This is a genomic window from Pseudomonas sp. EA_5y_Pfl2_R50 (genome assembly GCF_963970475.1).
Classification (GTDB): domain Bacteria; phylum Pseudomonadota; class Gammaproteobacteria; order Pseudomonadales; family Pseudomonadaceae; genus Aquipseudomonas.
This window is the reverse complement of sequence record NZ_CAXAPT010000155.1, coordinates 1-466: the sequence shown is the minus strand read 5'-3', so window position 1 is coordinate 466 and position 466 is coordinate 1. Positions and strand designations below refer to the sequence as shown.

Annotated in this window: 1 protein-coding gene; it reads left to right on the top strand. The window is 61.4% G+C overall.

Annotated elements, in window-relative coordinates; genetic code table 11:
• Positions 1–466 (top strand): TonB-dependent receptor plug domain-containing protein (locus AACY19_RS27205; RefSeq protein WP_339454591.1); only part of this gene is annotated, 466 nt, incomplete at both ends.

Below are 466 nucleotides of genomic sequence, written 5' to 3'. Positions count from 1 at the left end.
AGGCGCCGCTGGCTATCACTGCGCTGACTGCCGATACGCTCAAACAGTCCAACATCACGCAGCTCATCGACATGAACGGCTTCGTTCCTGGCTTGACGGTTGCCAACAGCGGCAGCTTCGTGCGGGTCGTGTCGATCCGTGGCATCGGCTACGAAGCCACCGACAATCTCAGCGCGCAGCCAGGCACGTCCTTCCACATCGACGGCGTCTACATCGTCAGCCCTTATGCCCTCCAGCAGGATTTTCTCGATCTCCAGCGGGTCGAGGTACTCCGCGGACCTCAGGGCACAGTATTTGGCCAAAGTGCCACCGGCGGCATCGTCAACGCAGTCACCGTCCGGCCTTCGACGCAATCCGTCGAGGGCACCGCGCAAGTCGAACTAGGCAATTACGACTTTGTACGCGCCAGCGGTACGGTCAATCTGCCGATCTCTGATACGTTGGCGGTCCGGGCGACGGTCCAGCG